Here is a 26,140-nt window from a genome sequence, read left to right on the forward strand (position 1 = left end):
GGGTATGGCCATGAAACCACGTATTTCCGTTCTCACGCTCGCTGTCTCTAATCTTGAAAAATCGCTTTCCTTTTACCGCGATGGGCTGGGCTTCCCCACCCAGGGCATCATCGGGCGGGAATTTGAGCATGGCGCGGTTGCATTCTTCGATCTCCAGAGCGGTCTGAAGCTCGCCATCTGGGCGCAGGATGACCTTGTCCATGACACCGGATTGCCGAAGTAGCCGATCTGCAGCACCGCCAGCAGCATCGGGCATAATGTTCTGCGACGCGAGGATGTCGATGACATCATGCGCAAGGCCCAGCTTGCTGGGGCACAGATTATCAAGGCACCGCAGGATACGTTCTATGGCGGGTATGCAGGCTATTTTACTGATCCTGACGGACACCTTTGGGAAATAGTCTGGAATCCCCAGATGTTGCCATCGGACTAAGCCCAGCGAACATGAGAGCCATGACGACGCTTGTACCCAAAGCCACCCGGTCGATGCGCATGTCCGACCGGCTAAAGGATTGGCGCCTCTCCTTTGCCTGGCCAGGCGCAATTCACGATGGCGGGGTTAGCGAATTCGGGAATAGACGCCGATGCGGGCGATTGCGGTGGAGGCTGGCGTGGGTGTCGGCAGCGTCAGCACTGACTAGAGAACCTGCCGGATGAGCCAGCGGCTCACGTCGCAGAAGGTGCGGCTGCGACGTCGGCAGCCCGTAGCTGCAACAAGATCGACGCCGCAACCCGACCGTCTGCTATCAGAGGTTATCTAGCCAAAAGCAGCCATCATGCTTCCCGCCGCCATTGCAGCCGCTCGCAGCGGATGATTGTAACTGAACTTGGCGTCGGGCGGCGGATGTGCTCAACGAGGCTGATTTGGGGGCTTGAATGGCGGCGAAGAACTGGATTCTCGGTAACGCCCAGTCCTTGGCCCTAGCAGTTCTTTGCGCAGTCGGTGCAGAGCTGCTTGCAGCATACTCCGATAGCACTGGCGATATTGGCCGTATCCTTTTCGCCTTGATCTTTTTCATGGCCCTTTATGGGGCCCCCGCCTTGCTCATGCGCGAGGTTGCCCGGCGCTTTGGATGGGGGTGGCCCTCGCTGCTTTTGCTCTGCGCTGCTTTGGGAGTTCTCCAGGCCTGCATAATCGATCAGTCAATGTTTGCCGATCAGTATGGCGGATACGCCGGCTGGGAGGAGAGCCGATCGGCAACCTTCATCCCCATGTTCGGCATCAGTGCGTACAACGCCTACAACTTCATCATTGGGCATATTATCTTCAGCTTCGCCGGCCCAATCGCGATAGCGGAGGCTTGGTCGCCCAAGCGTGCGGACGCACCTTGGCTGCGTCCCATCGGGATGATCGTTGCAGCGGTTTTTTACGTGGGATCAGCTGCATTGATAATGTTTGACCCACAGTCGCGAAGTGCATCTCAAACCCAATTAATTGTTTCTTGGCTCCTGGTCGCCGCATGTTTTCTGGCGGCTGCTCTGATTGGCCGCATCAATATCAGTGCTTGGTCAAGGCCAATCGCCCGTGTGAACGCTCTTGCGGTGATGGCGGTGACGTTCGCTGTGGCTGTGCTTGGCAACTTCGCGGGAGAGGATTGGATCGGCGTGGCGGTCGGGCTGGGTTCGACCCTCCTAATCGTGGCTATGATCATTTGGTTAATGATGCGATTTGACTGGACTACGCGGCACTCTGCAGCGGTGGCAATCGGCTACCTACTCAGCCGTGGCGTGCTTGCCTTCACCTACTTCCCGCTTCTTGGTGAGGTGGAGCCTTTGCCCAAATACCTGCACAACACAGCGATGCTGGCCATTGTGCTTGCTGCGGGCGCCCTCGCCTTCAGGGCTAGACGCTCAAGAGACAATGCAACCACAGTTGACGAGCGAAGGCATTGATCGCCCAAACCTGTGCAAGCGGAACGACCGCGTGCTGCGGTTCACCGGCTGAAACCTGCCGGTCCGCTCCCGAGCCGCACCAAGCAAAAAGATCCGCCGGCCGAAGCCAGCGGAGGTCAATACGATTGACATGCAGCGGCAATACTCAGCGCATCTGCTTCGCACCAAAGGAGAGGGCAAAGATCGGTCCCTCCTCGTCAGTGACTTCCATCCGCCATTCAGAATCGAAGGGTAGCCCTTCCAAATCACGGATCAGCTCGCCAAAAGTCCTCGTGGCCTCTTTTAGGGCGGCCTCCGCATCCGGCAAATGAACGTCTTCGATCACGCTGTGAGGAAGGACCTCATCTGGTTTGAGGCGAAAATTGTAGAATGGCATTGTGGGCGTCTACTCGTCTAAGCTGCGAAGCTCTTCTTCAAGCGTTTCACGAACGTCTTCGCGAGTGGCATCCGCTTCAGGATGCGCCTCCAGCAGTTCGTCCGCCTTTGCCCCAGTATCAAGACCGGGATCTGCGCTGGCAACAGTGTCAGCTATATCGATGGCCAAAGGTAACGTAGGCATGTTCCATTCCAGGTCGCCCGCCGCGTGCCCGTTGTGCGTCGAACTATGATGCTCGCGGAACGTTCCAGCGGTGAAGCAGAGTGCCGCCGGGCTGTAGCTAGAAGCGGTGCTCTCAGAACACAAATATGTAAAGCAAGATAATCACGAAAAGCGGCACGCCGAGCCACCATAGAGCGAGACCTTTCAGCATTTCATCCTCATTCTTGCTTGCCGGGACTCCGGCGAGCGTCATCGCCGTTGTTCCCGTTGCAGGGAAACTTGCAAGGCAACGCCACGCCGGCACGTACTGTTCCGGTTTGGGCCGTAGCTCCGTTGGCGTATGGACTTAAGTCCGAGCCTAGATCCGCGCATTGGTCTGAGTTGCGTCCGCTGAGGAGCTTGCTTGCAGTGCACCCGCTGCGGCCGGAGTCGCAATCAGCGAGTCGATGGAAAATTCCGTCACATTTGTAACTCTCACCCCCCGGTTTCGGGTCCTAATCTATTTCCTGACCGAACATTGCTCATCATAGGAGGATGATATGCCTGCATCCGCACCCCAGAAGTGTCCCTGGTCAATATCGACCTGGCTTTCCGTCCTTTCCCTCACCTTCGGGAGCTTTGCCCTGATCAGCAGCGAATTGCTGCCGATGGCAGTGCTCACGCCAATGGCGGCTGAACTCGGAGTCACCGAAGGCGCCGCCGGTCAGGCGGTGACCCTCACGGCTCTGTTTGCTGGCATCGCAGCGCCCACGGTGGCACTGATCATCGGCCGCTTGGACCGCAAGCTGATCAATCTGGCGCTCTGCGCCCTGGTGATAGTGTCCAATATCGCCGTCGCCTTCACATCCGATTATTTCGTGCTGCTGGCCGCCCGCATGCTCCTGGGCATCGCCATCGGCGGGTTCTTTGCCCTGGCTGGCGCCACTGTCGTCCGGCTCGTCACGTTGGAGGACATGGGTAAGGGCATGTCGATCGTCTTCATGGGTCTCTCAGCGGGGCTCGTCGTCGCTCCAGCGCTTGCCACCTTGATCGGAGAAGCTTTAGGCTGGCGTGCGGCATTCATGGCCGCTGCCGGGTGCGGCTTGCTCGCCTTGCTCTTGCAAACCGTCTGCTTGCCGAGGGTTCCGGCAACCAGCGCAACGAGCCTGTCGAGCCTCTTCGGCTTGCTGAAGCGGCAGCCTGTGCGGGTAGGCCTGGTCGTTGGGCTGCTGTTCTTTGGGGGCGAAGTTAGCGGCTTCACTTTCATGCGGCCTTATCTGGAAACGAATGGCGGCCTCGATCCGACCTCCATTGCCGCGGCTCTGCTGACGCTCGGTCTAGCCAGTCTGGCCGGGAGCGCAGTCGCGGGCGTATTCGCCGACCGCATGTTGCGCGAGGGTTTTGGCGCCACGTTCCTGGTACTGGCGATCGCCACAATCGGTCTGTTGACGCTCAGCAACGCCTACGTCGCAATCATTGTCTTTGCCGCTGCCTGGGGCATCGCCATTGGCGCGGGACCGGTGATGACGCAGACCTGGATGGGTCGCGCCGCCCCGGATCACCTCGAAGGCGTGGGAGGACTCTTTCTGGCCGTCATTCAGCTCGGGGTCACTCTCGGCGCGATCGCCGGCGGCATCGCTGTGGATGTCGTTGGGACGAGCGCACCGCTCTACGTGACCGCGATCTGTGCCATTCTCGCGGCCGCGCTGATTGCAACGCAAAGGGCTCCGGGTGCGGTTTCGCAGACGCCTGCACTGGCGCCGGCCGCTGCTGAGTAAGTGGAGGGGCTCACTGGCCGTTGAGCACGGTCCATCAACAACAGGAGATGATCATGTCCCATGACAAAACGGATTTGGCAGCACCTGCAGTCGTAGATCGAGCCACGTTTCAGGCCCAAGTCGAAGCATTGCGGGTGCGTGAGAAAGCCCACACGAGAGAAGGCGACGCCATCGCGGCCGCTCGCCGGCGACTCCCCATGGTGAAGGTGGATGGCGCCACTCCGCTAATTCGCGAAAACGGCCCGGTGGCGCTGTCGGACGCGTTCGAGGGTCGCCGGATGCTCATCGCCTATTACTACATGTGGTTCGACGGCCATCCCGCGCCGGAGCAATGCGAGGGCTGCACCTTCTTCACTACTCAGGTTCGCGAGCTTTCCCATCTCCATTCGCGGGACGTTACCTACGCCACCTTCTGCCAAGGGTCGTATGACGAGAGCGTCCGTTATCGCGACTTCATGGGCTGGCGGACGCCGTGGTACTCAGTTCCAAAGGCATCGCTCGAGACGCTCCTCGATGGACGCCGGCCAGGCATAATGTACCTGATCTGCTATCTGAGGCAGGGATCAAACGTCTTCGAGACCTACTGGACGACCCGTCGTGGCGTCGAGGCGATGGACAACAGTTACCGCCTGCTCGACCTGACCGTCTACGGGCGGCAGGAGGATTTCGAAGACTCGCCCGCCGGATGGCCCCAGTACTGGGGCGAAACGAACCATCCGTTTCGTCGCGACGGGCGGCCCATCTCTCAATGGCGTCGCCTGGAGGCGGGTCATTCCGACGATCTGGGGACGGGTGGACGCTGAAGAGCGCCTTCCGATTCCTCGATCACCGCGCCCCGTCCTTCTTGGTAAGACTGTCCCAAGGCAAAAAACCCCGCCGGCCGAAGCCAGCGGGGCATGGGGGCGGTCACAATGGGGTAATGACGCGCCCTACCATTGCATGCGGAAGCCCACCGTCCCGGTGATCGAATGGCTATCGCCGAAGTTCTCCAAGCTCGTCTTTGCTAGCGCCTCGCCGTAGAGGGAGTACTTGTCGTCGGCAAAGTTCAACAGCGGATGACCTCCGGCGCATTGCTACGACTCAGTATTCGAGGGCTGAGTGAACGCAAGGAACCGCGAAGTCTAATCCCTTGCAAGCGGCACGCGTCTCGAAAGTAGACGTTCACTTGCGGCCATAGCGTAGGCCCTCGGTGTAGGGAAGGGCGGTAGTGCTCCTCGGCTACCACGCGTCCCGCCTAGCGCGTTTGGAAACGCCTTTCCTCCGAGGCAGCAAGATTGCCTTCTGAACTCGACTTCAACGCCTCCCCGTGCGCGTTCGGGTACGCAGCCACAACCAGAGCCCGAAAGCTCCGGAAGAGGCGCACGCTCCTCCAAAGCTGTGGAGTGATCGATGTAACGCTCCAGAGCCGCGGGATGAAGGGTGATGAGCGGAGTCTCTCTATCGGCATGGGCAAGCTCGCCATTAATCTCTTCCAACCGCTGTTGGCAGTTCTACGGTGCGCGTTCGGCGTCATCATCACGATGAGACCCCCACGACGAGATCGACCGCGCGCTGCCGCTTTCAGGTCATCATGCCTGAGCCCCTCCCCTCCATTCAACTGTGGCCCGCCACGGCTTTTGGCCGGTATGGTGCCTCGAGCGCCGCCACGTCTTCGCCGGTCAACGTCACCTCCAGCGCAGCGATCGCATCGTCGAACTGGTGGAGCTTCGAGATACCGACTATCGGCGCCGTGATTCCGGGCCGCGAGGCAACCCATGCATAGGCGATCTGCGCCATCGGTCTTCCGTGCCGCGCCGCCACCGCCTTGAGCGCGGCGATGACCGCGGCGTCCTGCTCGGCCGTCGCGCCATAGAGCCGTTCGGCCACGGCGTCCGTCTGCGCCCGGAGCGTCGTCTCGCCGGCTGCCGGCTCCCGGCCAGCCAGACGCCCACGCGCCAGCGGGCTCCACGGGATCACGCCGATGCCCTCGCTCCGGCAGAGCGGCAGCATCTCGCGCTCCTCCTCGCGGTAGAGCAGGTTGTAGTGGGGCTGCATGGAGACGAAGGGTGCCCAGCCGTGCTGGCGCTGCAGTCCCAGCGCTTTCATGAACTGCCAGGCGAACATGGATGACGCGCCGAGATAGCGCACCTTGCCGGCCCGAACCACGTCATTCAGCGCGTCGAGCGCTTCTTCCAGGGGCGTTTCGTAGTCGAAGCGGTGGATCTGGTAGAGGTCGATATAGTCGGTGCCGAGCCGTTGCAGGCTCGCGTCCACCGCCTCGAAGACGTGCTTGCGGCTAAGGCCCCGGTCATTGGGATCTTCGCTCATCGCGTTGAACAGCTTTGTCGCGAGGACGAGCTGGTGTCGCTTGCGCAACCGCTTCAGGACGCGACCCGTGATCACCTCGCTCTCGCCGCGGGAATAGACGTCGGCAATGTCGAAGAAGTTGATGCCGAGCTCGACCGCCCGCTCGATGATCGGCGTAGAGGCTGCCTCGTCGAGAACCCAGGGGGCCCAGGTAGGCGAGCCGAAACTCATGCAGCCGAGCGACAAGCGCGAAACCTTCAGGCCGGTGCGGCCCAGATTGACATACTGCATCGATACACTCCCTCGGCTGTGGTGGCTTTCCCAGTCAGCAGCTTATGACAGAAAATGTGCCGGCTCGACAATCGCGACGTGAAGGATCCATCCGGGTGTAGTGCCCAAGTAGGGCATTAAGGGGTTGTATTTGGTCGTATTTTTTTGATGGCGGAGAGCTTATTGCACTCGTCAGAAAAGCTGCTAGTCTCGGTGTATTAATCCAGTAGCACACATGTTCCCAGTAAACGCTTCCTCCATCGACAAATCGCTCCCCGTGCCGGTTGGCACGCAGCTCTACGGGCTCTTGAGCTACTATCTCTCGCATTCCGACATCCCCTTCGGCACCAAGCTCCAGTCGGTGCGACAGCTGGCGGCGGAACTGGGCATTGCCCCCATGACCGTGAGTCAGGTCTACCAGCAGCTCCGCGATGCGGGGCTAATCGAGATGCGGCGCGGATTGGGGGCCTTTTCGGCTCGCGACCCGCACCAGCGGCTGGGGGATGAGGCAGCGCTCGCCGGGCTGCGCCGCGAGATCGACACCATCCTCGACAGCGCCGAACGGTTGGGCATCTCACCCTCGGCGCTCGCCACCATGATCACGGCGCAGGCACAACTCAAAAAGCCGCGCACCGCCCTCACCATCGTCTTTGTGGGCATCTTCGAGGCGCCGACGCGAGATTATATCACCGACATACGGCCCGCCCTGGGCCCGGGGGACCAGATCCACCTCGTCACACTCGACCAGCTCAAGGCATCCGCCGAGGCACGCGCCGCGGTGGCGCGGGCCGATGTGACGCTCACCTTCGTGCACCGGGAAGTGGAGGTGCGCAAGGTTGTGCCGGAGGCGAACGTGCTGGCGATCCGCTTCATTCCGTCCACGCGCACGCGCCAGGCGTTGGCCGGGCTGTCGCCCAAGGCACGCGTGGCGGCGATCACCTTCTTCAAGGATTACATCGCCATCATGAAGCCCAGCGTGCGCGAGTTCGCGCCGCACATTTCCGACATCACCGTCACATGGGCCGCCGCTCCCGACCTGCCGGAAGTGCTGCGCCGCTGCGACGCTATCGTCTATGCCACCGGCGCCGACCATATCCGCGAGCTCGCGCGGCCGGAGATTCCCTGCTTCGAGTTCCGCCACGCGCCCGATCCGGACGCGCTGGAGAATCTGCTGGTGCCCTATCTGGCGCAACTGCGGCGCGCCAAGGCCACCCGCGACATGGGAGCTGAAGGCGCTCCCGTGAAAGCATCAAGCCGCAGCAACGGCCGTATGGCCGAAGTCCTGTCCAGAGGGAAATGACCGATGAAAAAGATCTTCCTTTCCACCAGCGCAATCCTTCTCGCGCTTGCCGCAAACCCCGCTTATGCGCAGGAAGCGATCGTGGTGGGCACCGATGTCGACGCCGGCACGCTCGATTCCCGGCTGACGCGCGACACGACCGCCTATCGCGTCGCGGACCTGATCTATTCGGGGCTCGTCCACATCACGCCGCAGCTCGAGGCGGTGCCGGACCTTGCCGAAAGCTGGGAGACGCCTGACGCCACAACCTTCATCTTCAAGCTGCGCCAGGGGCTGAAATTCTCCGATGGGACGCCGCTCACGGCCGATGACGTGGTCTTCACCTACACCACGCTCGTCCAGCCCGATTTCAACGCGCCCATGCGCGCGCTCTATACGCCGATCGCCTCGGTGGAGAAGGTTGATGACCTGACGGTGAAATTCAACCTGAGCGCGCCCTATGCGCCGCTCCTTTCCTATCTCGACCTCGGCATCGTGCCGCAAGAGCTGGTGGAAGGCGGGCGCGACATCGCCAATGAGCCGGTGGGCGCCGGACCGATGAAGCTCGCCTCCTGGAACCGGGGTGCGGAGATCGTGCTCGAAGCCAATCCGGACTATTGGGCGGGCGCGCCGGAGGTGGAGAAGGTCACGCTGAAGATCATCGCCGACAATTCGGCCCGGGCGCAGGCCTTCGAGGCGGGCGATCTCGACGTCATCCAGTCGCCGCTTTCGCCCCAGGACATCACAAGGCTTGCCGGCGACGACCGTTTCGGCAATGTGATCATCCCCGGGCTCGGCGTCACCTACATCAACTTCAACACCAAGGACCCGCTGCTTGCCGACCCGAAGATGCGGCAGGCCTTCTCGATGCTGATCGACCAGCAGACCATCGTCAACGATCTCTACCAGGGCGTCGACCAGGTCGCGAGCTCGATCATCCTGCCGTCCTCCTGGGCCTATTCGGCTGACATCAAGCAGCCGACCTTCAATCTCGAGGGTGCGACGAAGCTCTTCAACGAGCTCGGCTGGACGGATTCGAACGGCGACGGCCTGCTCGACAAGGATGGCAAGAACCTGACCGTCACGCTCGCCACGCATAGCGAGGATCCGAACCGGGTGCAGACGATCGAATTCCTGCAGGCGATGTTCACGCAGGCCGGCGTCGACGCGAAGACCCAGATCACCGACTGGCCGAGCTTCTCCACCAACTACGTGCAGAAGTCGCAGCACCAGATCGCGCTTCTGGGCTGGCTCAACATCGTCGATCCCGACCGCCTGCTCTTCGGCCAGCTTTCGACGGGCGGCCCGACCAACTGGGGCGGCTATTCCAATGCGAAGGTCGACGAACTCCTGCAGAAGGGGCGTTCCTCGCTCGACCAAAAGGAGCGTGCGGCGGCCTATCAGGAAGCGGCGAAAATCCTGGCGGAGGAACTGCCCTATTTCATCGTCTCCTACCAGGGCTACCAGCTCTTCTACGACAAGGAACTGCCGACGCAGGTGGTGGCGACGCCGCGCGGCTATCTGCGCGGGCTGATTGGGATGGAGAAGTAGGGATGGGGTCGACCCCCACTCCGATCGGCTTCGCCGACCACCTCTCCCCCGCTCGACGGGGGAGAGGAAGCCGCGGCCGCGATGCTCGGCGCCCTTCCTCTACCCCACGAAGTGGGGGAGAGGTGGCCCGCGTAGCGGGACGGAGTGGGGGAAAGGCGGCATCTGCGATTGTTCTGCCCTTGAGCGAGAAATGGCCTCTCCTCGACAAAAGCTCGGCAGGCCAGAGGGGGGTGGGGAGACGCGATGTCTTCAGTGACACTCCCAGCCCAGCGGGAAGGCGTAATGTCCGCCGGAGCCGCATGCCGTGATCGCCTATATCATCCGCCGCCTGCTGCTCTTCATTCCCATGGCCATGGGGATGGTGATCGTGACCTTCGGGCTGCTCCTCATCATTCCCGGCGATCCGGCCTCGGTATTGCTCGGGCAGGAGGCTTCGCCCGAGGCGATCGAGCGGCTGCGCGACGCGCTCGGCCTGAATGACCCCTGGTATCAGCGCCTGTGGGACTATTTCGTGCAGCTTCTTTCCGGTGACATGGGGCAATCGATCTTTCAGAACCAGCCGGTGGCCACCATCATTCTCGGCCGGCTGGGTGCAACCATCGAGCTTTCGGTGGCCGCGCTCCTGATCGCGACGGTGGTCGGCGTCGCGATGGGGGTAATTTCGGCCATACGGCAGGGGTCGATCGTCGACACGATCACCATGTTCTTTGCCCAGCTCGGCGTCTCCATGCCCGTGTACTGGCTGAGCCTGCTGCTCATGCTCGCCTTCGCCGTGCAGCTCGGCTGGCTGCCCTCCATCGGCCGCGGCGCGCCGCTCCCTGAAGCTCTTTGGGCGGCGATCACCGGCCGGCCCGGCGTGCTCTGGGACTCGCTCAGCCACATCCTTCTGCCGGCGCTGGCGCTTTCCGCCACGCCCGCGGCCATCATCTCGCGGCTCACCCGCACCTCTATGCTCGAAATGCTGCGCGAGGATTTCGTCCGCACGGCCTATGCCAAGGGCCTGCGCCGGCCGCGCGTCATTGTCCGCCATGTTCTGCGCAACGCTCTCCTGCCGGTCCTTTCGGTGATCGGCCTGCGCTTCGGCATGCTGCTCGGGGGAGCCGTGCTCACCGAATCCATCTTCGCCTGGCCGGGGCTGGGGCAGCTCACCATCGCCGCCATCTCCCAGCGCGACCTGCCGCTGATCCAGGGGATCGTGCTCACCTTCGCGCTGATCTTCGCGCTCGTGAATCTCGTCGTGGACCTCCTCTATGCGGTGGTCGACCCGCGCGTGAGGCTCGGATGATGCGGCTGCCCAAGGCGCTTCGCAATCCATCCCTCGTCGTCGGAGCGGCGATCACGCTTCTCGTCGTCGGCTGCGCGCTGCTTGCGCCTTTTGTCGCCACCCATGGCATCGAGCAGATGGATATGCGCAACCGCTTCGCCGGCCCGAGCCTGGAACACCTGCTCGGCACCGACAACTTTGGCCGCGACCTCTGGAGCCGCATGGTTTTCGGTGCCCGCATCTCGCTCATGATCGCACTCACCTCGGTAGGCGGTGCGGTCCTGATCGGCGCGACAGTGGGGCTCGTCTCCGGCTATTTCGGCGGCTGGGTCGATCTCCTGCTCGGCCGCATCACCGACATTTTTCTCGGCTTCCCCGCCATCATCCTGGCGCTCGCCATCGTCGCCGTGCTTGGGCCCGGCATCGTCAATGTCTCGCTGGCGCTGATCGTCGTCTTCTGGACCGAATATGCACGCGTCGTGCGCGGCGCCACACTGGTGCTGCGCGAGCAGAACTATGTGCAGGCGGCCCGGGCGCTGGGCGCGAGCCCCCTGCGCATCATCTTCCGCGAGATCCTGCCCAATGCGCTGGGACCGATCATCGTGCTCGCCTCGCTCGGCCTGGGCACCGCGATCATCGCTGAGTCCGCACTCTCGTTCCTGGGTTTCGGCCTGCCGCCGCCGGCCCCAACCTGGGGCTGGACGCTCTCCTACGGCACCCGCTTCATGCGCGACGAGCCCTGGCTCGCCATCGTCTCGGGTGCGGCGATCATGATCACCGTGCTCGGCTTCAACCTGCTCGGTGACGGGCTGCGCGACGTGCTCGACCCGCGCCAGCTGTCGCGCGGCGGCGGCGCGCGCGCCAAAGGCGCATGACATCAACCGGTCCATCCATCGGAAAGAAGGAAAAACAGATGGTCAAATCGACAAGAATATTGAGACCGAAATTCACCACCCATGCGGATGGCTCGGATGCCGTTCTCGTCATGCACGAGCTAGTCGGGGAAACGGATGGGCCGACGATTGGCCTTTCGGCGGCGATCCACGGCAACGAGAACACCGGCGCGCAGGCGATGGTGGATATTTGGCGCGCCATCAAGGACCTGCCGCTCAAGGGCCGCATCCTGATGCTGCCCGTCGCCAATGCGCGAGCCATGGCCGTGAACCACCGCTTCACGCCCATCGACGAATTGAACTTGAACCGCGAATTCCCGGGCAACCGCAGCGGCAACTACACGCAGCAGCTCGCCGCCGCCATCACATCGGAATTCCTGGAGAAGATTGACGTCCATATTGACCTCCATGCCGGCACGGACCGGCCGACGGTCGACTACGTCTATATCTGGAACGACGAGGAGCTTTCGCGCGCCTTCGGCTCGAAAATCCTCTACCGGCCGGTGATGGACAAGGGCGGCACAGTGTTTTCCGGCACCACCAAGGCGGTGACGCTCGACCGCCGCGGCATACCTTGCGTGGTGATCGAGCTTGGCGGCGGCATCGTCGACCAGACGCCTTATGTGACGCGTACGGTCGACGGCGTGCTCAACATGCTTAGACACCTTGGCGCCATCCCCGGCGATGTGAAGCCGGCACCGAAGCAGATCGTCGTGGACGAGATCGAGACGATCCGGCCGACGCAGGGCGGCTGGCTGGAGCCGCTCTCACCGCCGCTTGGCGAGGTGATCGAGAAAGGCCAGCTTCTGGGTCGCGTGGTCAGCCCCTACACGTTCGAGACGCTGGAGGAGATACCGACACCCTTCGACCGCGGCATCATGATCCTGTCGCATCTTTCCCGCAACCTGGTGGAGAGCGGCGACTTCGGCTTCATGGTGGGCAATCTCGCGCGGGCGACGGACTGAGCGAGCGCGGAACGATGACCACGCCCGCCACACAGCCGGCGAACGGGAATGCGGTGCTCGCCGTGGAGGATCTTCAGATCCGCATCCGCGGCGAGCAGGGCGCCTATGCGGTCGTGGCCGACATGAGCCTTGCGGTCGGCGCGGGCGAGACTCTGTGCATCGTCGGCGAATCCGGCTGCGGCAAGTCGATGACGGCGCTGGCGCTGATGCGCCTCCTGCCCGAAGCTGCCGAAGCCGCCGGCGGGCGGGTGGAGGTCAACGGCGTCGACGTGCTCGCCCTTCCCACGCGGGCGGTGGAAGACCTGCGCGGCGAGGAAATCGCCATGATCTTCCAGGAGCCACTGACGGCGCTCAACCCAGTCATGACGGTCGGCGATCAGATCGCAGAGGTCGTGCGCCGGCACCGGAAGGCAAGCGCATCGGAGGCTATGGAGCGGGGGATCGAGACCTTGCGGCTCGTGCAGATGCCGGATCCCGAGCGGCGCGCCCGGCAATACCCGCACGAGCTTTCGGGCGGCATGCGCCAGCGCGCCATGATTGCGCTCGCGCTTGCCTGCGACCCGAAGATCGTGATTGCCGACGAGCCCACCACTGCGCTCGACGTGACAATCCAGGCGCAGATCCTGGGCCTCATTTCCGATCTGCAGAAGCGGCTCGGCACGGCGCTGATCCTGATCACCCATGACCTCGGCGTGGTAGCCGAGGTGGCGGACCGGGTGATCGTGATGTATGCTGGCCGCAAGGTCGAAGAGGCGTCGGTCTACGACCTCTTCGACCATCCTATCCACCCTTACACCAAGGGCCTCATGGGCGCCGTGCCGCGCGGGCGGAGCGCCGGACGGCTCACCGACATTCCCGGCACGGTGCCGCCCATGTGGGACCTGCCCAGGGGATGCGCCTTCGCGCCGCGCTGCCCGGGCGCCTCGGCGCGCTGCCTTGCGGAACGCCCCCCTTTCCAGGAGAAGCGGCCCGGCCACTTCGCCGCCTGCTGGGAACACGACAATGACTGAGGCGCCCATCCTGGAGGTCGAAGGGCTTACCGTCCATTTTCCCATCCGCAAGGGTGTGCTGCAGCGGCAGGTGGGCTCCGTCAGGGCCGTGGACGGCGTCGACTTTTCCCTCAAGCGCGGTGAGACCTTGAGCCTCGTTGGCGAGTCCGGCTGCGGGAAATCTACGACCGGCCTGGCGCTCATGGGGCTCGTGAAAGCCACGGCAGGCAGCGTGACGTTCGCAGGTGAGCGCATCGGAAAACTGCGCGGCGCGGCGCTGAAGAACTTCCGCCGCCGCGTGCAGATCGTTTTCCAGGATCCGTTTTCCTCATTGAACCCGCGCCAGCGCGTGCACGACATCATCCGCGCGCCCCTCGATATTCACGGCATCGGCACCCCGGCGGAGCGCCGCCAGCGCGTGGCCGCGCTGATGGAGCGGGTGGGGCTGAGGCCCGACCAGGCGGAGAATTTTCCGCACCAGTTCTCGGGCGGCCAGCGCCAGCGCATCGGCATCGCCCGCGCGCTGGCACTCGATCCCGAAATCATTATCTGCGACGAGCCCGTCTCCGCGCTCGATGTTTCCGTACAGGCGCAGATCCTGAATCTGCTCGCCGATCTCCAGCGCGATCTCGGCGTATCCTACCTCTTCATCTCGCACGACCTGGGCGTGGTGGAGCACATCTCGCACCGAGTGGCGGTGATGTATCTCGGCAAGATAGTCGAGATCGCCGACCGCGATGGAATTTTCGAAAACCCCACCCACCCCTATACCGAACTTCTGATGAGGTCCGCGCCGGCGCTCGATCCGCGCAGGCGGCGGGCTTACAGCGCCAGCGCCGACAACATGCCGAGCGCGACGGAGAAGCCGTCCGGCTGCCCCTTCCACACGCGCTGCTCCCTGGCGACCGAGCGCTGCCCGATACACGAGCCGGCGCTCACGCCGCGGCCGGACGGCCGCCTTGTCGCCTGCCATTACCGCTGAGGAAAGGACCGCATGACCAGCTTTCTCTTCACCAATGGTAGGGTGCTCGACCCCGAGGCGGGCGTAACCCGCGGCGGCCTGGATCTTCTGGTCGAGGGCAATCGTATCAAGGCGGTCGGCGCGAATCTCGACGTTCTCCCCAGCGCAACACGTATTGACCTTGCTGGCCGCACGCTGATGCCGGGGCTGATCGACTGCCATGTGCATGTAGTGGCGGAAACGCTCGACCTCTGGGCCAACATCATCGCGCCCACTTCGCTTTCCGCCCTGCGCTCCGCCCGCGTGATGGAGGAGGCATTGCAGCGCGGCTTCACCACGCTGCGCGATCTCGGCGGGGCCGATATCGGCCTGGTGCGCGGTGTCGAGGAAGGCCTGATCAAGGGGCCGCGCCTCGTCATCTGCGGCAAGGGACTCACCACCACCGGCGGTCATGCCGACCTGCGCCAGCGCACCGACGACCGCCCGGGCATGATGTCGGACCGGCTGGGCTCGATGGGTTATGTGGTGGACGGCGTGGACGCCTGCCGGCTGGCCGCCCGCGAAATGATCAAGGCAGGCGCCCGCTTCCTCAAGATCATGGCAAATGGGGGCGTGTCCTCGCCCAACGATCCGATCGAGTCTATCCAGTTCTCGCGAGAGGAGATCGCGGCAATCGTCGAGGAAGCAGAGAACGCCAATATATATGTTTCCGCGCATCTCTACACGGATCGCGCGATCCGCCGCGCCGTCGAGCTCGGCGTCCACTCGCTGGAGCACTGCAACCTGATCGAGCCCGAGACGGCCCGGCTCGCAGCGGAAAAGGGCTGCATCGCCGTGCCAACGCTCGTCGCCTACGAGGCGCTGCATCTGGAAGGAAAGCGCTTCGGCTTCGGCCAGACGGAAATTTCGAAGATCGACGTGGTGCGCAAGGGCGGCCTGCGCTCGCTGGAAGTGATGCGCGAGGCGGGGCTGAAAATGGCCTTCGGCTCGGACCTGCTCGGGGAATTGCGCAGCTACCACTGCATGGAATTCGAGCTTCTGGCGAAGGTGCTGACGCCGGCGGAAATTATCCGCTCGGCCACCGTAATCGGCGCGGAGCTCTGCGGCTATTCCGGCGAGCTCGGCATTGTTTCGCCTGGTGCGCTGGCCGACCTCGTCGTAGTGGATGGCAATCCGCTCGAAGACATCTCCCTTCTGCAAGACGACGGAGCGCATCTGTCACTCATCATGCGCGACGGCACTATCTTCAAGAACGCGCTGCACTAGTCTGGCTCGCCTCAGGTGGTTGGAGCACGGCTCCGCCAGCCTGAACTACAGTAGGAAGTGTAGAGAGCTTCGACGGCGTCGCCTCGCTCCGCCGCGCGGCGGCCGGGGCGAACGGAGGTTCTAACGAATGGTTCTGGTCGATCCGGACCGTGGTGAAGACATTTTGCCGTCGGCCAGATTGGCGATCTCACGGCTAGGGCGGGCTTGGCGCCTGCTGTCGCAGTCGCAACACGCGGCTGGAGGAAACCGGGAGGATGTCCTGCAAGCGAGTGGGAGGCGGTGCGGGAAGACTATCGCGTAGGTTTAGGCAGAACCTGCGTATGCAAGACTCGTCCAGCGTGCCTTTGGTGGACGAGAGACTCTTGATGCGCGGAATCGCCTGGGACCATCGCACCTGATCTTCGGGGTTACGAGCAACGGCACCGAACAACATTAGCTCAAACATCACACGAGGAGGAGCGCTTCCGCTCCGTACCGTGAGGATAGTTGAACCCGTTGCTCGGTGTCGATCTGATCAATCTTTGATGAGAGACGCCACGGCTTACTCCCACCGCTGAGGACGTGTTATCGCGATCGAAGTTTCTTACAGCATTCGACTCACCGCAGAATGCGTGCTTCCCTCAGCGTCCGCCCGTGCATGCCCAATCGACGCGGAGAGGGTTGGATGTAGCCAACCCTCCCTCTACCACAATTTATGTAAATTTTTCAAGCGGTTAGAAGAGAGCGACTGGCTGGGAATCCAGCACTTTATGTCGCGCAATGTTGCAACCAGTTCCCTTGATTTTCGAGGGTTTCCCTCACACTCGGCTACTCCACGCGACATGGATGCGACATGGTAGGCCAATGCAACTGCCTTGCCCCGTCGACGTGGAGGGGAGGGAGCAAAATTGAACACGAACCCAGGCGCAACGAGACCAAAGCGAGGCGATCGCCCGATTGACCGGGTAAGAGATAGCGCCGGGCAGCTTCCGTAGGAACGGAGGAGGACGGCGTGATAACGGGCATGATCCCGTTGTCGGCCGGCCCTCCTAGGCTCGCGTCTCGATGACTTGTATAGAACTTTTGCCATGATTTCAGCGACACCATCTGCCCTCAATACCGTAGTGGAAGGCAAGGTGGCTCACTTCCCAGGTTCGTTCCCTCAACTGGCAGGCCACGTCGTGGATCACGGACGCAAGCGGTAGTTTCCAGTAAAGGGGGACCCAACCCTTGACCAAAGCAGGCGTGGTATCGAGGCTTCGTCCACGACCGCCCTTGCAGGCGCTAACCACCCCGTCTCGACTACTTGAAGTCGGACAGAGGCGCATTCTTCTTCCATCAGGAAGCCGTTCGGCCTGAACTTCCCCTTCAAAGCGCCCATGATTCTCTTGGGCTGAAGCCTCCCCACCAACGATCACGCCCACCCAGTCGTTAAGGTCCAACGAGCGCGTGCGCTGAAGTCTAGCAAAACGCAATTCAAATGATCGAACGCCCGCCGAAACTTCGGTTTGGCAGGTGTGGAAAGTGACGGCGGGTATAGCACTTTGAGAAACGCCGGATCCTCCAGTTTGGGATTGCACTCCAGGATCCTGCTCGCACAATGGCCCGCATACTGACGAACGTGCAAGGAATGCCGTGAATTGGTGATCCTTGAAGTCACTGCGATGGAGCCTACGCCGGTCCCCGCAGGACAAACTGCTCATGGATTGACCATAATCGCTTCTGCTCCGCTACATGGTCGGCGTGGCCCTCATTGAAAAGTGCGTGGGAGAATATCCCTATCAACTTGAAGGTCTCGCGGCCAACCCCAGCGAGGATGATGTCCTTTGTACGCGGAGCGGGATCGTTCTCTCCGATCGATATGCCGAGGTGGAAATGGTGGTAGCCCAAAACGTTCAGAACCTTGTCCTTGTCAGACCATCTGTCCTCTGGGGATCCACTACGACCTCTGGCGACTGCGGGGCTTGAATGAAAGGTGTGGAGTGAGGTCGACGCCCCGCCGCACCTTCTCCAGAAACGATTGTATAGCGGTACGGTGGCTAATCCACCTTGCATCCGCCATCGCGGGTGGTTCGATGGTGACTTTCCGCGGCCGCGGAGCAATGTAGCGCGATCGCCAATTAAGAAAATCGGTCAACAGCTCTGGCAGGGACTTCTGTTGGAGGTCCAACAGACTTGCCCGATTATTAGGCACGCGCGGGACGACTTTGGCGAGATCCCCTTTAAGCCTCCTTAGCCTCTGCGATGCCACGTTATGCATTGCTTGAACCCCTTCGGCCGCCAGGACGATTCGAAGCACCGATTATATCGCGGGTGTGGCATGTGGGGCGGCATCGAATCAGGCAACGAAAATGGCCTCCCGCTAGCTGCCCGGGTGCGGCCGGGTGGTTCATTTATTTTGCCAACCCAAGCGTTCTGCGAGTTTCTGCGACAGCGCGACTGCGGCGTTGATGTCGCGGCCGATCTTCATGGCGCGATCGGTCGCCAGTGAAGGCATTGAGGACACCTCCGGCTGGTGCATCTTGTTCAGCCACGCGATGCGCGCGCGGAGCTGCACGTAGTCGGCCAGATCGTCCGCGGTGCTGAACCGCTGGCGGCCCTCCTTTCGATCCGGCAGCAGCAAAGGCAAAGGTGCCCCAAGAGACAATCGCCGAGGTTGTGCAGGCATTGAACTTTTTTGATCCTGCGCCACCGACACAGCAACTGAACGCAAAAAACCCCCGCCGGCCGAAGCCAGCGGGGCGGAGGTACGACTGAAATCACGTTGGAACCAGGTTGGCTCGGATTAGTTCTCGCCCTTCAGCAGAAACTGGAGGGGCGCATCTTGAAATCGCTAGAAGAGCTAGATTCCAGATCATCGAGTGTTCCGTCGTCTCGGTCCGTGGCGGAAACCATCTGCGAGCACGCAATCGAAACCATACGAGCTCGTCCTGGATCCCACAGACAATTGGCTCGTGTGGGATAACCTTCATGATGCTCCGGCTGACGGACAGATCGTCACGAACGATTGAGCCGGACTCTGCGCAAACGAAAAACCCCGCCAGCCTTTCGGCCTGCGGGACATGGGAGCGGTAACACTAGGGGTGGCGCGCCCTACCATTGCATGCGAAAGCCCACCGTCCCGGTGATCGAATGGCTGTCGCCGAAATTCTCCAGGCTCATCTTCGCCAGCGCCTCGCCATAGAGGGAGTACTTGTCGTCAGCAAAGTTGAGCGAGCCGCCGACGCCAAGGCCGCCCCAGAGCGCATCGTCCTCGCTTTCGATGTCCACTCCCGCGACATCCACATTCGAGCCGCCGTCGAAGTCGTAGTAGAGATTGGCGATGCCGTAGACATGCGAGCGGTTGATGCTGCCCGAGGAGCCCTGCCACTCGGCCTGGCGGTCGAGCGTGATGCCGAGGCGCCCGACGAGGTTCTCGGCGCTGCCGAGCGACACCGGCGCCCCGAAGGCGTCGGTGAAGTCGTCGAACTCCACGGCCGAGTAGGTGAGCTGCGCCTGCGGGGTGGTTGCCCAGGCCGGCGTCAGCGCAATCCGCTTGCCTGTTCGAGACTGAGCGCATAGCCCACGCCCTCATTGCCGTCCTCCAGCACCAGCCCGGCCGTGCTGGATTCGAGATCGCTGTCGAACCAGGTCACCTGCGCCTGGCCGTCCACATAGAAGCCGTTGTCGGCATACCAGGTGAGCGTGCCGCCTGCGCCGTAGCCAGAGCCGTCGATGGAGCCGTCGCCATGGATGGAGGCGACGTCGGCCGAGAAGGTGCCGTAATGCAGGCTCACCCCGCCGATATGCCATATTGGCCTCCGATAATCTGTCCGGAAGCTTCGTTAGCGATGCCACCGCCAAGGTCAGCATCAAGCAAATAGATGCCGACAGCCGAGGTGCCCCTAATAAGTCCACCATTAGTGATGGTGAGCGGAGATCCGGCCGCGCCCGATACATATAGGCCCTGCTCGTCGCCGATAATCTGTCCGGAAGCTTCGTTAGAGATGCCACCGCTTACGTTAGTATTAACCAAAACGATGCTTATCGCCGTCGTGCCTATCACGTCCCCGCTGTTGATTATCCTTCCCGACATCGTTGAATCAATAAGAGCAATGCCGCTGCCTCCTCCCTGGAAGGTGCCACTATTCACGATGTCACCGGAGAAGACAGCCCCGCTCTCGAGGACCATCCCGTAAGTCGCCCCGGCTACGGTGCCAGAGTTGGTGAGTCCCCCAGCCAAGGCCCCGTTGACGAGGCGGATGCCATAGATGTCACCTGCGATAGAGTTGTTATTTTCAATCAAGCCATCGATGGTGGAGGCACTGACCCGAATGCCCTCGGCTCCGCTGATTTGGCCGTCGTTCTGGACATTGCCGGTCACAGTGCTGTTCTGGTCTACGGCCAAGCCAGCATTGGCGGGCTGGTTGAGCACACCAGATGCGGTATTGGTGACGTCACCGGTGATCGTGCTGTTCTGAATGTGCACGCAATCAACGCTAGTGGAATTGGTTACCGATCCTTCATCCGACGTGATCATCTGGCCGGTAACGCACTGCGCTAACGCGTCAGTTGGAAGCACAAAGAATGCAGCGGCCAGCGCAAGAGGCGCGCAGGAAGTGCTTGGACATAAAAAAAGCGCCCGGCGGCGCGTTTTAACGGGCTTCTGATCGTGAAAAAAAGTTCGGCAACAACGCCGCCCACCTGTCTGTCCATGGATGACCCCCTTGGATTTGAAGATGAGCGTAGAGCCTGAAGTTTATTCAAGGTTCAACGAATTTTACGCTCAAAAGAAAAAGGACGGCGCAGGCATGCAAAAGTGCAACACAACGCTCTATTGTAAAACAGCTAGACGGAAGGCGCAGTGAGTACCTACTTCATGGCCAAGATGGACAGGTTGCCTGGGGCAAGCCGGACTACATGCGTGTGGACAAAACGCCCGCAGGCATGGCCAGCGGGGCAATCACGTCCCAGAAGGTGCGGTTGCGCCGTCGGCAGGCCGCAGCGGTCCAACTGCTGAGCGCGCAGCAACCGGTATCGCTCCCACGCGATCCGGGTTACGATGGGTAGCTAAGAACGGGCGCGCCTCGTCCGACCACCTACGTCAGGAGGGCAGTGTGAAATCGCCACCAGTGAGAGTTATGGCCGCGGCCGAGCAAGATCTGGCGGGCGGAACAGTCATGCTGGCGTTTGCAGCGGACCCTATGGCGCGATGGACCTGGCCGCAGGCACACCAGTACCTTGCGGCCATGCCGCGACTTATTCGGGCGTTCGGGAGCAACGCATTCTCTAACGGAAGCGCCTTTTGCACCGACGGCTATGCCGGGACGGCGCTGTGGCTAACGCCTGGAGTACATGCGGACGAGGAAGGGCTTGGTGCGGTGCTCGAGAGCACGGTTGCGCGCGCTCTTGCCCCCGAGACCGCGGCCATCTTCGAACAGATGGCCACGCATCACCCCGCCGAACCACATTGGTACCTGCCCTTGATCGGAGTGGACCCGGCGCATCAAGGCGAAGGTCACGGCGACGCCTTGATGGCGTACGCACTCGCCCGGTGCGATCACGATCACGCGCCCGCCTATTTGGAATCCTCGAACCCGCGCAACATTCCGTTCTACCGACGCTACGGCTTCGAACCGCTCGGCGCGATCCAGGTTGGTTCGTCGCCGACACTCGTCCCGATGCTGCGGCGGCCGCGTTGAGCTTCAGTTCGAAGATAGCTTCTGGCATACGGGTGCCAAGCGCTCGGCACAGCCGCGAAACGCGGCTAGAATGGACCGGTGAAAACCTTGCCGGCGTGCGCCTGGCGCGTTGCCGCCGAAGCTCGTTGGCCCGGTCAGAGGCAGCTTTCGCGGCGTAGCTGCCCGAAACCTGCCATTCCGTTCCCATCTCTTTGCAGCCGCACTAACGCAAAAAAGCTTCGCCGGCCGTAGCCAGCGGGGCGGTGGATATGAGCGCAGGGAACGCTCTGCCTGGTCAACGGCTGAGACCGAAGCGCGTTCCCATCAGGGCTAAAACTCAGTCGTCGTGCTCCAGAACGGATGGCAGCTGTGGATCAGCCGAGCAAAGCTGTTGCCCGGTATTTCCTCCACCGGCATCTGCACAACCCAGGGGCCGACTTGCTGGGTGCCGACAGGCCTACTGGGGCTCGACCTGTCACCCTCCTGTCGTAAGAGGATCACAGGCACACGCTCGAAACCGAAATCGGGATTTCCCCGGAACCAAGCGATCCCGATATATTCGCAAAACGCGGAGCTTCGTGAACTCCGCCAGGATCACGGCGTAACCGTCATCGTTGCTCGTCAGGCTGAGGATTCGCAGCTTGGAAACGACCGGATGGTAGCGCGTCTCCATCTTTGGCCCGACTGTGTAGACGGTGAAGACGGTGGCCATGAAAATGACGGAGGCGCAGAATGCCTTGAAAAGGAACAGCGCCCAACTCACCGCGGTCTCACGGCACATGGAAGCCTCCTCTGAAGAGGAAGTTCGATATCAGCGCGACGGCGGAAGCGCTGAAGGTGGCGAGTACCCACCACCCCAAGCGTTGGATACCTGCAATGCTGGCCTCGATGCGCTGCAGCCGATCGTTGAGGTGCTTCCGCTGCTCATCCCGCGCCGCCCGCTCGACCTGTATCAGCGTCAGTTCTTCATTTGTCTCGCCCAGACGGTCGGTGAACACGGATAGGCTCCGGGCATGGTCGGTCAGATTGCGCTCAACCATGTCGAGCCGGCGCAGGTGGATGAAATGTCGTCAGTCGCCGGCATCGGGTTTCCCTCTCGTCGCTACTATTCGCCAAATGCCCAAACCGAAGCGCGCCGGCTGATCATTCCCAGCACCCCCGCCCCGTTCCGAACGAATTGTGTCCCGCCACTTGTTCAGCAAACGGGCGGTCATTGCGGATGATGAAGTCTCTCGTCTGCGGGGCCGGCGTCAGCTCGCGCCAGCCGTCGCACTCACTGGCAGGTGCCGTCGTCTGACATCCTGCCGCCGAGAGCAGCGCAAAGAGCAGCATCGTCCATGTTGCGAACTGTCTCATCGGAGGCATTCCTTTCGCGGAGGAGATCAACGGAGCGCTCAAGCGCAGCGCTTCGCTCGGAATTCGCGCCTGCTCGATATGCCGCTGTGTGAGACCAGGCTAGTGCCGCAAGGACGGCAACAGCCGCACCTAGCTTCAGCCATATGCCGAGGCCGAACATCACGCACCTGCCGGGGCGGCGTCGCCCTCGTCTGTCTGCCGGCTCTTCCACCAGCCGTATGCTGCCCAGGAGAGGCCGCCGAGCACCAGGAGCACGGCCACAATGGTGAGAGTGCCCGAGAGCCATTCGAGGCCAGGAATGTCGGCGAGGCGGTCCGCCGCGCTGTCGATCTGCTGGCGCGCTGTCTCGATACCCGCGCCGGTGACGACAGCCGCGCCGCCCTGTTTGGCCTCCTCGGTTTCAAACGGCCCCACGGCGCCCGGCTCCTCCTCCGGGGCGACCTTGAAGGCCGCGAGCGCGCGCATCGTCTCCGGCCCGGCCACTCCGTCCACCGCGAGCTTGTTCTCCCGCTGAAAGTCGGTCACGGCCGCCTTCGTGCTCGGCCCGTAATCCCCATCGACCTTCACCGCATAGCCGGCACGCACAAGGAGTGCCTGCAGCTCGCGCACCCGCGCGCCTTTGGATCCCATACGCAGCATGCTCGCTGCTGCGGAAACCGGCTTCTTGCCGGAAAGCCGGGCATAGGCCGCCGCCATCTTGGTGTGATAGCCGTTCCGGGCATAGCCGGGGCCGTTGTAGCCGCGGGCGAAGGCGGTGAAGTCCTTCCGCCGCAGTTCATCGGCAAGGCCGAACTCCTCGATGTAGCGGGCCATCACAGCGATCTGGCCCGCCACGTCCTTGCGCACGGCCGCGACCATGGCCTGCACGCTCGCATAGCCGAGCGCTTCCCAGTGGGCGCCCATGACCTGCCCGATGCCCCAGGACGTGCTTTCCAGCGCCGCCTGCTCATCGATCGCCATGGCGGCCTTGAGCATGCGCCAGCGCGCAGCCTGGCTGGACGGGTTCTTGACGCCGCCGGCGGCGGGATGCGCCAAGCCTTCCTTTCGTGCCCGCTCCCGCTTCTTTCCCTCAAGCAGCCGGTCGAAATAGTGCCCCTCGAAGCGGATGAGCGGCTCCTGCCGTCCGTTCAGGAGGGCATAGACCTTGCCTGCGCTCTCCACCTCCACCACGGCCAGGAGCACGTTCGTCTCCACCTTCAGGCGCGCAGCAGTAAGGCCGACCGCGCGCACGGTCGCTTTATCGAGCATGAGATGGTCCTTTCGGGAGTTCAGTCGTAGCGAAGGGCCGCCGTCACATTGGCGTCGGGCGAACCGGTGTGATTTTCTTCGCATTGGGGCATCGGTCTGCCGCCCCGGCAGACTGACAATTCGCGGGGGCGAAACAGATGAAATGGTGGTTCGATCAGGACGAGCGGACGAGATTCTACACTGCCGCGGTTGGGCTTGTTGCCTTCTGTATAGCTGGTGTCACTTTGATCCTGCAGATTGCACCGCATCTGCGCTAGGCCGGCGCCACGACACGATCTGAAACAGCCACTACCTGCCGAGGAATGCGCGAATGCCGGTTTCCTGTTCTTGACAGTTGCGTGACAGTTTGATGACTACTCGCATGACGTGAATAGTTGGAGGACTGAATGACCAGGATAGTGGCAATTGTTGTATTGATCTCATCCGCATCTGTGACCCACGCGCATGCCTATTTAGACCCTGGTACTGGGAGTATGATCCTTCAAGGGATCATTGGCGCGATTGCTGTGGCCGGTGCGACGGTGACTCTCTACTGGCACAGAGCTAAGGCGTTCGTCCGCTCGGTACTGCACAAGAGCAGGCCTGAATAGCCAGTGGAAAGCAATGTCCTGCTTCGTCTGCCGGGCTCCTTCCGTGACCCGGCAGGGTCAATCTACATTTCCGGGGACCGCGTTTTCCGTACGGTCTCTCAAACAGCTGCCCCGCAGTATGAGACCGCGCGTGAAGTTCTTCGCAGCCTTGTCGCGCAGGGCCGGCTTGCAGACTTCGAAGAACGGCCTGTCGACGGCTTTGAAGATGCTGCGTATCTCCTGGAGCATCCCAAAATATCACCGTGGACGCTTCCGTATGAGTGGTCCTTCTCACTTTTAAAGGAAGCAGCGCTGTTCCACCTGGATCTGCATCTCTACCTTTTGGAAAGAGGGTTCACACTTTCAGACGCCTCGGCTTACAATGTCCAATTTATCGGTCCGCGGCCCGTCTTCATTGACCACCTTTCGATCCGGCCGTACGTCGAGGGTGAGTTTTGGGCCGGTCACCGGCAGTTTTGCGAGCAGTTCCTGAACCCTCTACTCCTACGCGCGTATTTCGATATAGCGGCGAATGGTTGGTACCGGGGCGAGTTGGAAGGCATTCCTACGGCGGCCATAGCCAAACTTCTTCCACTTCGCTCTCGCCTAAGTTGGAGGGCGATGACGCACGTCATTCTACCGGCATACTTTCAGCAAGGGGCCACAAGCGACAGAGAAGTCAATGCCGCCCTAAAGAATAGAAAACTTCCTCTGGAAGGCTTTCGCGGGTTGCTCCGGCAATTGTTCCGGTGGATTGAAGCACTTCGACCGGCAAATATCAGCGCCACCACGTGGGCGAATTATGCCTCCACCACCACATACGATCCCGCTGAAGCTGCTCAGAAGGGCACATTCGTCGGTGAATTTATAGCGGAAACAAGACCAAGAACGGTTATCGACCTCGGCTGTAATACAGGCGACTACAGTTCCATAGCCTTGGAACGCGGAGCAGATACTGTCATAGGTTTTGACTTCGATCAGCAGTCGCTGGATCAAGCGTTCCAACGCGCAAAGGCCGGAAACCTAAACTTTCTTCCTCTATTCCTCGACGCGAGGAACCCTTCTCCCTCGCAGGGGTGGATGCAAAGTGAGCGGCTGGGGTTTTCGGAACGATATTCTAGCGACGCTGTACTCGCGCTCGCCTTCGAGCACCACTTGGCCATCGCACACAATGTGCCACTTGATCAGGTTGTTGAGTGGATCGTCAGCTTGGCACCCACGGGTGTAATAGAGTTCGTTCCAAAATCCGACCCAACCATCACGAAGATGCTGGCTTTCAGAGAGGATATCTTCCCCAACTATAATGAAGCTCATTTCCGGGCCACCCTCGAAAAGCGCTCTCATACTGTTCGTCAAAAGCGGATATCACGTTCTGGTCGCACCCTCTTCTGGTACTCGCGATAGAGGGAACGCTAC

General features: G+C 61.8%; 22 protein-coding genes and 2 pseudogenes. 14 read left to right on the forward strand and 10 right to left on the reverse strand.

Annotated features, from left to right (window positions below; translation table 11 throughout):
- The first annotated feature begins 10 nt into the window (after positions 1–10).
- Both RIN79_RS01550 and RIN79_RS01555 read left to right on the forward strand, forming a co-directional pair.
- Positions 11–433 (forward strand): annotated as a pseudogene (locus tag RIN79_RS01550) (VOC family protein).
- 443 nt (positions 434–876) lie between these two features.
- Positions 877–1,893 (forward strand): hypothetical protein, encoded by a 1,017-nt coding sequence (locus tag RIN79_RS01555; RefSeq protein WP_309082855.1) that lies wholly within the window; start codon positions 877–879, stop codon positions 1,891–1,893.
- A gap of 145 nt (positions 1,894–2,038) precedes the next feature.
- Here RIN79_RS01555 and RIN79_RS01560 read toward each other — a convergent pair whose 3' ends face one another.
- A complete protein-coding gene (locus tag RIN79_RS01560) occupies positions 2,039–2,269 on the reverse strand; it encodes a DUF6894 family protein (protein WP_309082856.1) in 231 nt (76 codons plus the stop codon).
- 9 nt (positions 2,270–2,278) lie between these two features.
- Positions 2,279–2,452: a hypothetical protein gene (locus RIN79_RS01565; protein ID WP_309082857.1), complete on the reverse strand. Its 174-nt coding sequence runs from the start codon at positions 2,450–2,452 to the stop codon at positions 2,279–2,281.
- 518 nt (positions 2,453–2,970) lie between these two features.
- Here RIN79_RS01565 and RIN79_RS01570 point away from each other — a divergent pair.
- Complete coding sequence (locus RIN79_RS01570; protein WP_309082858.1) at positions 2,971–4,188, forward strand: MFS transporter; 1,218 nt, start codon at positions 2,971–2,973, stop codon at positions 4,186–4,188.
- A 53-nt stretch (positions 4,189–4,241) separates the two neighbouring features.
- On the forward strand, positions 4,242–4,991 hold the full coding sequence (locus RIN79_RS01575) for a DUF899 family protein (protein ID WP_309082859.1): 750 nt from the start codon (positions 4,242–4,244) through the stop codon (positions 4,989–4,991).
- A 790-nt stretch (positions 4,992–5,781) separates the two neighbouring features.
- Here RIN79_RS01575 and RIN79_RS01580 read toward each other — a convergent pair.
- Entirely contained in the window at positions 5,782–6,765 is a 984-nt protein-coding gene (locus RIN79_RS01580; protein ID WP_309082860.1) for an aldo/keto reductase, read from the reverse strand.
- 214 nt (positions 6,766–6,979) lie between these two features.
- Here RIN79_RS01580 and RIN79_RS01585 point away from each other — a divergent pair, with 214 nt between their 5' ends.
- The 8 genes from RIN79_RS01585 (at position 6,980) to RIN79_RS01620 (ending at position 15,912) form a co-directional block, all read left to right on the forward strand.
- Positions 6,980–8,044 (forward strand): GntR family transcriptional regulator, encoded by a 1,065-nt coding sequence (locus RIN79_RS01585; RefSeq protein WP_309082861.1) that lies wholly within the window; start codon positions 6,980–6,982, stop codon positions 8,042–8,044.
- Between the two features lie 3 nt (positions 8,045–8,047).
- Positions 8,048–9,574 (forward strand): ABC transporter substrate-binding protein, encoded by a 1,527-nt coding sequence (locus tag RIN79_RS01590; RefSeq protein ID WP_309082862.1) that lies wholly within the window; start codon positions 8,048–8,050, stop codon positions 9,572–9,574.
- 304 nt (positions 9,575–9,878) lie between these two features.
- Entirely contained in the window at positions 9,879–10,859 is a 981-nt protein-coding gene (locus RIN79_RS01595; RefSeq protein ID WP_309082863.1) for an ABC transporter permease, read from the forward strand.
- On the forward strand, positions 10,856–11,713 hold the full coding sequence (locus tag RIN79_RS01600) for an ABC transporter permease (protein ID WP_309082864.1): 858 nt from the start codon (positions 10,856–10,858) through the stop codon (positions 11,711–11,713). The genes RIN79_RS01595 and RIN79_RS01600 overlap by 4 nt, the downstream gene beginning before the upstream one ends.
- Before the next feature lie 38 nt (positions 11,714–11,751).
- On the forward strand, positions 11,752–12,696 hold the full coding sequence (locus RIN79_RS01605) for a succinylglutamate desuccinylase/aspartoacylase family protein (RefSeq protein ID WP_309082865.1): 945 nt from the start codon (positions 11,752–11,754) through the stop codon (positions 12,694–12,696).
- Between the two features lie 14 nt (positions 12,697–12,710).
- Positions 12,711–13,706, forward strand: a complete 996-nt coding sequence (locus tag RIN79_RS01610) for an ABC transporter ATP-binding protein (RefSeq protein ID WP_309082866.1) — start codon at positions 12,711–12,713, stop codon at positions 13,704–13,706.
- Positions 13,699–14,667: an oligopeptide/dipeptide ABC transporter ATP-binding protein gene (locus tag RIN79_RS01615; RefSeq protein WP_309082867.1), complete on the forward strand. Its 969-nt coding sequence runs from the start codon at positions 13,699–13,701 to the stop codon at positions 14,665–14,667. The genes RIN79_RS01610 and RIN79_RS01615 overlap by 8 nt, the downstream gene beginning before the upstream one ends.
- Before the next feature lie 12 nt (positions 14,668–14,679).
- A complete protein-coding gene (locus RIN79_RS01620) occupies positions 14,680–15,912 on the forward strand; it encodes an amidohydrolase family protein (protein WP_309082868.1) in 1,233 nt (410 codons plus the stop codon).
- A gap of 2,368 nt (positions 15,913–18,280) precedes the next feature.
- Here RIN79_RS01620 and RIN79_RS01625 read toward each other — a convergent pair.
- The 3 genes and pseudogenes from RIN79_RS01625 to RIN79_RS01640 form a co-directional block, all read right to left on the reverse strand.
- Complete coding sequence (locus tag RIN79_RS01625; RefSeq protein ID WP_309082869.1) at positions 18,281–18,604, reverse strand: hypothetical protein; 324 nt, start codon at positions 18,602–18,604, stop codon at positions 18,281–18,283.
- A 380-nt stretch (positions 18,605–18,984) separates the two neighbouring features.
- A pseudogene (locus tag RIN79_RS21530) lies at positions 18,985–19,667 on the reverse strand (autotransporter outer membrane beta-barrel domain-containing protein).
- Positions 19,664–20,410 carry a hypothetical protein gene (locus RIN79_RS01640; protein ID WP_309082871.1) on the reverse strand — a complete coding sequence of 249 codons (747 nt, stop codon included), beginning with the start codon at positions 20,408–20,410 and terminating at the stop codon, positions 19,664–19,666. The pseudogene RIN79_RS21530 and the gene RIN79_RS01640 overlap by 4 nt, the downstream one beginning before the upstream one ends.
- A 601-nt stretch (positions 20,411–21,011) precedes the next feature.
- Between RIN79_RS01640 and RIN79_RS01645 the strand changes: the two genes are divergently transcribed.
- Complete coding sequence (locus RIN79_RS01645) at positions 21,012–21,572, forward strand: GNAT family N-acetyltransferase (protein WP_309082872.1); 561 nt, start codon at positions 21,012–21,014, stop codon at positions 21,570–21,572.
- Positions 21,573–22,026: 454 nt separating this feature from the next.
- On the opposite strand, the gene RIN79_RS01650 is transcribed toward RIN79_RS01645, so the two are convergent.
- The 4 genes from RIN79_RS01650 to RIN79_RS01665 form a co-directional block, all read right to left on the reverse strand.
- Positions 22,027–22,332 (reverse strand): hypothetical protein, encoded by a 306-nt coding sequence (locus RIN79_RS01650; RefSeq protein ID WP_309082873.1) that lies wholly within the window; start codon positions 22,330–22,332, stop codon positions 22,027–22,029.
- Positions 22,322–22,549 carry a hypothetical protein gene (locus tag RIN79_RS01655; RefSeq protein ID WP_309082874.1) on the reverse strand — a complete coding sequence of 76 codons (228 nt, stop codon included), beginning with the start codon at positions 22,547–22,549 and terminating at the stop codon, positions 22,322–22,324. Before RIN79_RS01655 ends, RIN79_RS01650 begins: the two co-directional genes overlap by 11 nt.
- Positions 22,550–22,694: 145 nt before the next feature.
- Positions 22,695–22,907: a hypothetical protein gene (locus RIN79_RS01660; protein ID WP_309082875.1), complete on the reverse strand. Its 213-nt coding sequence runs from the start codon at positions 22,905–22,907 to the stop codon at positions 22,695–22,697.
- Positions 22,908–23,066: 159 nt separating this feature from the next.
- Positions 23,067–24,155: an N-acetylmuramidase domain-containing protein gene (locus RIN79_RS01665; RefSeq protein ID WP_309082876.1), complete on the reverse strand. Its 1,089-nt coding sequence runs from the start codon at positions 24,153–24,155 to the stop codon at positions 23,067–23,069.
- A gap of 593 nt (positions 24,156–24,748) precedes the next feature.
- Here RIN79_RS01665 and RIN79_RS01670 point away from each other — a divergent pair.
- Positions 24,749–26,128 carry a class I SAM-dependent methyltransferase gene (locus RIN79_RS01670; RefSeq protein ID WP_309082877.1) on the forward strand — a complete coding sequence of 460 codons (1,380 nt, stop codon included), beginning with the start codon at positions 24,749–24,751 and terminating at the stop codon, positions 26,126–26,128.
- Positions 26,129–26,140: the final 12 nt, after the last annotated feature.

This window comes from Chelativorans sp., from assembly GCF_031180965.1.
Classification (GTDB): Bacteria; Pseudomonadota; Alphaproteobacteria; order Rhizobiales; family Rhizobiaceae; genus Chelativorans.

What these genes read in the sequence shown, in the direction of transcription:
- RIN79_RS01555 (WP_309082855.1), top strand. Translation starts at nt 877, where the DNA reads ATGGCGGCGAAGAACTGGATTCTCGGTAACGCCCAGTCCTTGGCCCTA.
- RIN79_RS01560 (WP_309082856.1), bottom strand. Translation starts at nt 2,269, where the DNA reads ATGCCATTCTACAATTTTCGCCTCAAACCAGATGAGGTCCTTCCTCAC.
- RIN79_RS01565 (WP_309082857.1), bottom strand. Translation starts at nt 2,452, where the DNA reads ATGCCTACGTTACCTTTGGCCATCGATATAGCTGACACTGTTGCCAGC.
- RIN79_RS01570 (WP_309082858.1), top strand. Translation starts at nt 2,971, where the DNA reads ATGCCTGCATCCGCACCCCAGAAGTGTCCCTGGTCAATATCGACCTGG.
- RIN79_RS01575 (WP_309082859.1), top strand. Translation starts at nt 4,242, where the DNA reads ATGTCCCATGACAAAACGGATTTGGCAGCACCTGCAGTCGTAGATCGA.
- RIN79_RS01580 (WP_309082860.1), bottom strand. Translation starts at nt 6,765, where the DNA reads ATGCAGTATGTCAATCTGGGCCGCACCGGCCTGAAGGTTTCGCGCTTG.
- RIN79_RS01585 (WP_309082861.1), top strand. Translation starts at nt 6,980, where the DNA reads ATGTTCCCAGTAAACGCTTCCTCCATCGACAAATCGCTCCCCGTGCCG.
- RIN79_RS01590 (WP_309082862.1), top strand. Translation starts at nt 8,048, where the DNA reads ATGAAAAAGATCTTCCTTTCCACCAGCGCAATCCTTCTCGCGCTTGCC.
- RIN79_RS01600 (WP_309082864.1), top strand. Translation starts at nt 10,856, where the DNA reads ATGATGCGGCTGCCCAAGGCGCTTCGCAATCCATCCCTCGTCGTCGGA.
- RIN79_RS01605 (WP_309082865.1), top strand. Translation starts at nt 11,752, where the DNA reads ATGGTCAAATCGACAAGAATATTGAGACCGAAATTCACCACCCATGCG.
- RIN79_RS01610 (WP_309082866.1), top strand. Translation starts at nt 12,711, where the DNA reads ATGACCACGCCCGCCACACAGCCGGCGAACGGGAATGCGGTGCTCGCC.
- RIN79_RS01615 (WP_309082867.1), top strand. Translation starts at nt 13,699, where the DNA reads ATGACTGAGGCGCCCATCCTGGAGGTCGAAGGGCTTACCGTCCATTTT.
- RIN79_RS01620 (WP_309082868.1), top strand. Translation starts at nt 14,680, where the DNA reads ATGACCAGCTTTCTCTTCACCAATGGTAGGGTGCTCGACCCCGAGGCG.
- RIN79_RS01640 (WP_309082871.1), bottom strand. Translation starts at nt 20,410, where the DNA reads ATGATCACGTCGGATGAAGGATCGGTAACCAATTCCACTAGCGTTGAT.
- RIN79_RS01645 (WP_309082872.1), top strand. Translation starts at nt 21,012, where the DNA reads ATGGCCGCGGCCGAGCAAGATCTGGCGGGCGGAACAGTCATGCTGGCG.
- RIN79_RS01650 (WP_309082873.1), bottom strand. Translation starts at nt 22,332, where the DNA reads ATGTGCCGTGAGACCGCGGTGAGTTGGGCGCTGTTCCTTTTCAAGGCA.
- RIN79_RS01660 (WP_309082875.1), bottom strand. Translation starts at nt 22,907, where the DNA reads ATGAGACAGTTCGCAACATGGACGATGCTGCTCTTTGCGCTGCTCTCG.
- RIN79_RS01665 (WP_309082876.1), bottom strand. Translation starts at nt 24,155, where the DNA reads ATGCTCGATAAAGCGACCGTGCGCGCGGTCGGCCTTACTGCTGCGCGC.